The sequence below is a fragment of the Streptomyces lushanensis genome (assembly GCF_001700515.1).
GTDB classification, from domain to species: Bacteria; Actinomycetota; Actinomycetes; order Streptomycetales; family Streptomycetaceae; genus Streptomyces; species Streptomyces lushanensis.
Window position 1 is genome coordinate 1 of record NZ_MAUD01000668.1, and the last position, 4466, is coordinate 4466.

Below are 4466 nucleotides of genomic sequence, written 5' to 3' on the forward strand. Positions count from 1 at the left end.
GCGCCTCGGGACCGCACTCCAGCTCGGGCAGGACCGTGGCGAAGTAGTCGGCCAGCTCGGCGGTGGAGCCGGGCACCTGATCCGGGTCGAGACCGACCAGCCGGGCACCCACCCGGTGTTCGGCCACATAGCGGTCGGCCTGCGCGTCGCTGAGGGCGATGCCGGAGCGGCGCAGGACATGGAGGTACGAGTCGGTCTCGGCGCAGTGCACCCAGAGCAGGAGCGCCGGTTCGTCGACGCCGTACCGCTCCCCCGTGACGGGATCGGTGGCCGTGAGGTGCCGGTGGATGCGGCGGACCCGGGCGCCCGCCCGCTCGGCGGCCTCGGTGGTGCCGTAGCTGATGGTGCCCACGAAGTGGGCCGTACGCCGCAGCCGGCCCCAGGCGTCCTTTCTGAAGTCGCTGTTCTGGATGACGCCGCGGACGGCGCGCGGGTGGAGCGCCTGGAGATAGAGGGCGCGGATTCCGGCGATCCACATCATCGGGTCGCTGTGGAGCTGCCAGGTGAGGGAGCCGGGCCCGAAGAGCCCGGGATCGGCGGCCCGCTCGCCCGATCGCTCACCGGCCCCACCGCCGCCTCGGACGTCCCGTCCGTCGCTGGCGTCCTGTCCGTCCCTGGCATCCCGTCCGTCCCTGGCGTGCCGCTCGCCGAGGGGATCCGTCGCGCCCATGTCCGTCCTCCCCGCCGTGTCCTCGCCCCGGCCGTCCCGTCACCGGGCGGAGTCAGGGAGCCAGGCTAGCTCCCTTGTGTGAGGCGGCCTTCGCGCCCACCGGACCGCCGCCCGCACCGGGCGCGCGCACACGCGTCCGGCGTAGCACGATGGCTGCATGATGCTGGCACCGCTCGCCCGTGTCTCCCGGGAGGTCGCGCAGACCTCGGCGCGGTCCCGGAAGATCTCCCTGCTGGCCGGAGTGTTCCGTACGGCGGGGCCCGAGGACGTGCCCGTGGTCATTCCGTATCTGGCCGGGCGGCTGCCCCAGGGCCGTATCGGCGTCGGCTGGAACGCCCTCAAGGACCCGCCGCCGCCCGCGGACCGGGCCACCCTGACCGTGCATGAGGTCGATGACACCTTCACCGCGCTCGCCGCGGTCGCCGGCCCCGGCGCACAGGGCGAGCGGCGGCGGCTGGTCCAGGGGCTGCTGGCGGCGGCCACGGAGGAAGAGCAGCGCTTCCTCGTCGGGCTGATCTCCGGTGAGCTGCGGCAGGGAGCACTGGACGCCGTCGCGGTCGAGGCGCTCGCGGAGACCTCGGGCGCCGGGGCCCCGGTGGTGCGGCGGGCGGTGATGCTGGCGGGTTCGCTGCAACAGGTGGCGCAGCGGCTGCTGGCCGAAGGGCCGCGGGTGCTGGAGGAGTTCCTGCTGACCGTGGGCCGGCCCGTCCTGCCGATGCTCGCGCAGAGCGCCGGAAGCGTCACGGAGGCGGTCCGCCGGCTCGGCGCCTGCGCTGTCGAGGAGAAGCTGGACGGCATCCGGGTGCAGGTGCACCGGGAGGGAGCGACGGTACGGATCTTCACCCGCACACTCGACGACATCACGGACCGGCTGCCCGAGGTGACGGAGGCGGCGCTCGCGCTCGACGGCGACCGTTTCGTCCTGGACGGCGAGGTCATCGCGCTGGACGAGAACGGCAGGCCGCGGCCGTTCCAGGAGATCGCGGGGCGGGTGGGCTCCCGTACCGATGTACGGTCCGCGGCGGCTTCGGTGCCGCTCTCCCCGGTCTTCTTCGACATCCTCGCGGTGAACGGTGACGATCTGCTCGATCTGCCGGGCGCGGAGCGGTACGCGGCGCTGGCGCGGCTGGTGCCCGAACCGATGCGGGTACGGCGGATCGTCGTTCCCTCGCCGTCCGGTGACACGCCCGGCGAGGGGACCGGCGCCGCGTCCGGCGAGGAGTTCCTGCGGGAGACCCTGGCCAGGGGACACGAGGGCGTGGTGGTCAAGGCGCTCGACACCCCGTACACCGCGGGGCGCAGGGGCGCGGGCTGGCTGAAGGTGAAACCGGTGCACACCCTGGATCTGGTGGTGCTGGCCGCCGAGTGGGGACACGGCCGGCGCACCGGCAGACTCTCCAATCTGCATCTCGGCGCGCGGCGCGAGGACGGCTCGTTCGCGATGCTCGGCAAGACCTTCAAGGGACTGACGGACGCGATGCTGGAGTGGCAGACCGAGCGCCTCGGGGAGCTGGCGGTACGGGACGACGGCTTCACCGTGACCGTACGTCCGGAGCTGGTGGTCGAGATCGCGTACGACGGGCTCCAGCGGTCGTCGCGCTATCCGGCGGGGGTGACGCTGCGCTTCGCCCGGGTGGTCCGCTACCGGGAGGACAAGGCGGCGCGGGAGGCGGACACCGTGGCGACGGTGCTGGCGGCCCACGGCCGGGACGCCGAACAGCTTGAGCGGGGCTGAGCGCCCCGGCCGTGGGACATGGGGACGGGTCGTGCGGTGGAGGTCGGTGGGAGAGGGACCGGAGGAGACCGGGGGACTACTGGGCCGCGCCGCGCGCCACGACGGAGGAGAGCACCGGCTTCAGCCCGTGCCAGTCGGCCGAGATCAGACTCGCGTTGCGCTGCGCCAGCAGGGCCAGCCGGTCGCGGGCCTGCTGCTCGGTGGGGTTGGTGCCGTCGATGGCGGGCGCCACGTTGTGCGCGTCCGTCATCAGCAGGAAGTAGTTCCGCTGCGCGTACCAGGAGGTGTCGAGACCGCTGAAGGCGGAGGCGTCCCCGTCGAAGAAGACGAACCAGGGCCGGATCGAGGCGTCCGTGTACCGGGTGCGCGGATCGCCGGACGCGGCGTTGTGGACGGCGGGGAAGGCCGCCGCCTCGCGCAGGCGTCCCGCCGCCTTGAGGTCACGCAGATGGGTGGCGTACTCGCGGTCGGTCCACAGGGTGTCGAAGGGATTCTGCTCCTCGACCGTGCCGGGGATCAGCTCGACGACGAACTTGCCGGCCAGCTGCGCGCGCGTGGGCCAGGCACCGGCCTGGGCCGCCTGGTCGAGGTTGCCGTGACCGCCCACCAGGTCGGCGGGACGGTAGAGCGCGTCACCGAGCTTGCTGGTGAGCAGGGCGTCGAGGGCGGCGGGGCCGCGGCCCGCGTTGCCCTGGAAGCCGTCCTTCAGTTCGAGCTTGAGGACGATGGGCCGGTGGCCCGGGTTGGCGTCGTGCCAGACCTTGATGTCGGACAGGCAGCCGGCCAGATCGCGGTTCTGCGCCTTGTTGCGCAGCTCGCCGGCGTTCGTGGCGTTCACACAGTTGTTGTCGTTGCCCAGCGGGTTGCTGTGCGAGACACGCCAGGAGGCGCCGAACACATTGGTCCACAGGTCGAGTTCGAGCATTCCGGCGCCGGAGTCCAGGGCGTCCGCGAAATAGGGGAAGGTGGCCTTCTCGTAGGAGTTGTGGACCCCGACCCCGGTGGTGGAGGGGTACGGAAGCTGACCGGGGTCGGCGGCGTGGGCCGGGGTGGTGACGAAAGCGAGCACGGCCACGGCGCCGGCCGCGACCGCGGTACGAAAGAGCTTTGCCATATCCCTTGTTCCTCCCGCTGAGCATGTCTTGGGCATGTCAACCGAGAGGGAGCGTAGGTGCGTTCAGTGACCAGGGGGAGGACGCGAGTTTACGGTTGCGCAGGCCACGAGGGGCCGAGCGGGGCGGACACCGGCGCGCCCCCGCCGCGGCTGTGCGGCGGGGGCGCGCCTGGACGGGGCCGGGGACGGCGTGCGGCGTGCGGCGGCCTTCTTCAGGGGCTACGGCGACGGCGGTCCGCGACCGCGGACGGCGACCGGGCGACTACGGGAGCTGCTCCTCGACGGCCGCGCGGCCACGCTCGGCCAGCCGGCGCCTGGCCCACTCGATGTTCTCCGGGGTGAGATCGCGGCCCGAGGCCAGGGCCAGGTCTTCCGCCGTCACCTCGGCACCGGCGGTGTGCAGCAGCCGGTCCGGGGTGATGCCCTCGTGCTCCTCCGGCTGCGCAGCGGACTCCGCGTTCATGCCGCCTCCTCGTTCGTCCGGTGTGGCCATTCTCGTGCCCGCCCGCCCGGGCCGCATCCCCGGCCAGGGTCAGACCCGCCCGGGTCGGCCGGCGGGGCGGCGGCCGAGCAGTTCCGCGAGGCCGCGCCGGGTGGCCGCCAGGACGACGCGGTCCCGCGGGTGCAGCACATAGCCGGGGTGCAGATCCCAGACGAGCCCCTGCGGCCGGTGTCCCGCCCGGTCGAGACGGGTGTCCGCCAGGTCGGGCACCCGGTCTCCCGGCTCCGCGGTGTCCAGGGCGATGATCCGCCACGCGCCGGGCCGGAACACCTCCTCGACCGTACGTCCTTCGAGCCGCGGATGGCCCGCCACGTCGATCGCCGCGACCAGCAGCACCTTGCGCTCCACCGGGATGGCGCCGAGGATCTGACGTCCCATCATGGCGATGGCGAAGGCGGGGGCCGCCAGGGTGGAGACGCTGCGGCTACGGGTGAGGGCGCCCGGG

4 protein-coding genes and 1 pseudogene are annotated in these 4466 nt (G+C 73.2%); 1 reads left to right on the plus strand and 4 read right to left on the minus strand.

The window, feature by feature from the left end; translation table 11 throughout:
* On the minus strand, nt 1-670 hold a 670-nt coding region (locus BFF77_RS32250; RefSeq protein ID WP_141698619.1), incomplete at its 3' end, for an oxygenase MpaB family protein.
* Nucleotides 671-827: 157 nt separating this feature from the next.
* Here BFF77_RS32250 and BFF77_RS32255 point away from each other — a divergent pair.
* Complete coding sequence (locus BFF77_RS32255) at nt 828-2405, plus strand: ATP-dependent DNA ligase (protein WP_066957113.1); 1578 nt, start codon at nt 828-830, stop codon at nt 2403-2405.
* A 76-nt stretch (nt 2406-2481) separates the two neighbouring features.
* Here BFF77_RS32255 and BFF77_RS32260 read toward each other — a convergent pair whose 3' ends face one another.
* From BFF77_RS32260 to BFF77_RS32270, 3 genes and pseudogenes are all read right to left on the minus strand, one after another.
* The gene (locus BFF77_RS32260) at nt 2482-3519 is read right to left on the minus strand and encodes a phosphatidylinositol-specific phospholipase C domain-containing protein (protein ID WP_066957116.1); all 1038 of its coding nucleotides are present in this window, start codon (nt 3517-3519) and stop codon (nt 2482-2484) included.
* A gap of 262 nt (nt 3520-3781) precedes the next feature.
* The gene (locus BFF77_RS32265; RefSeq protein ID WP_066957119.1) at nt 3782-3982 is read right to left on the minus strand and encodes a hypothetical protein; all 201 of its coding nucleotides are present in this window, start codon (nt 3980-3982) and stop codon (nt 3782-3784) included.
* 69 nt (nt 3983-4051) lie between these two features.
* Nucleotides 4052-4466: pseudogene (locus tag BFF77_RS32270) on the minus strand (potassium transporter TrkA); the annotation flags it as partial.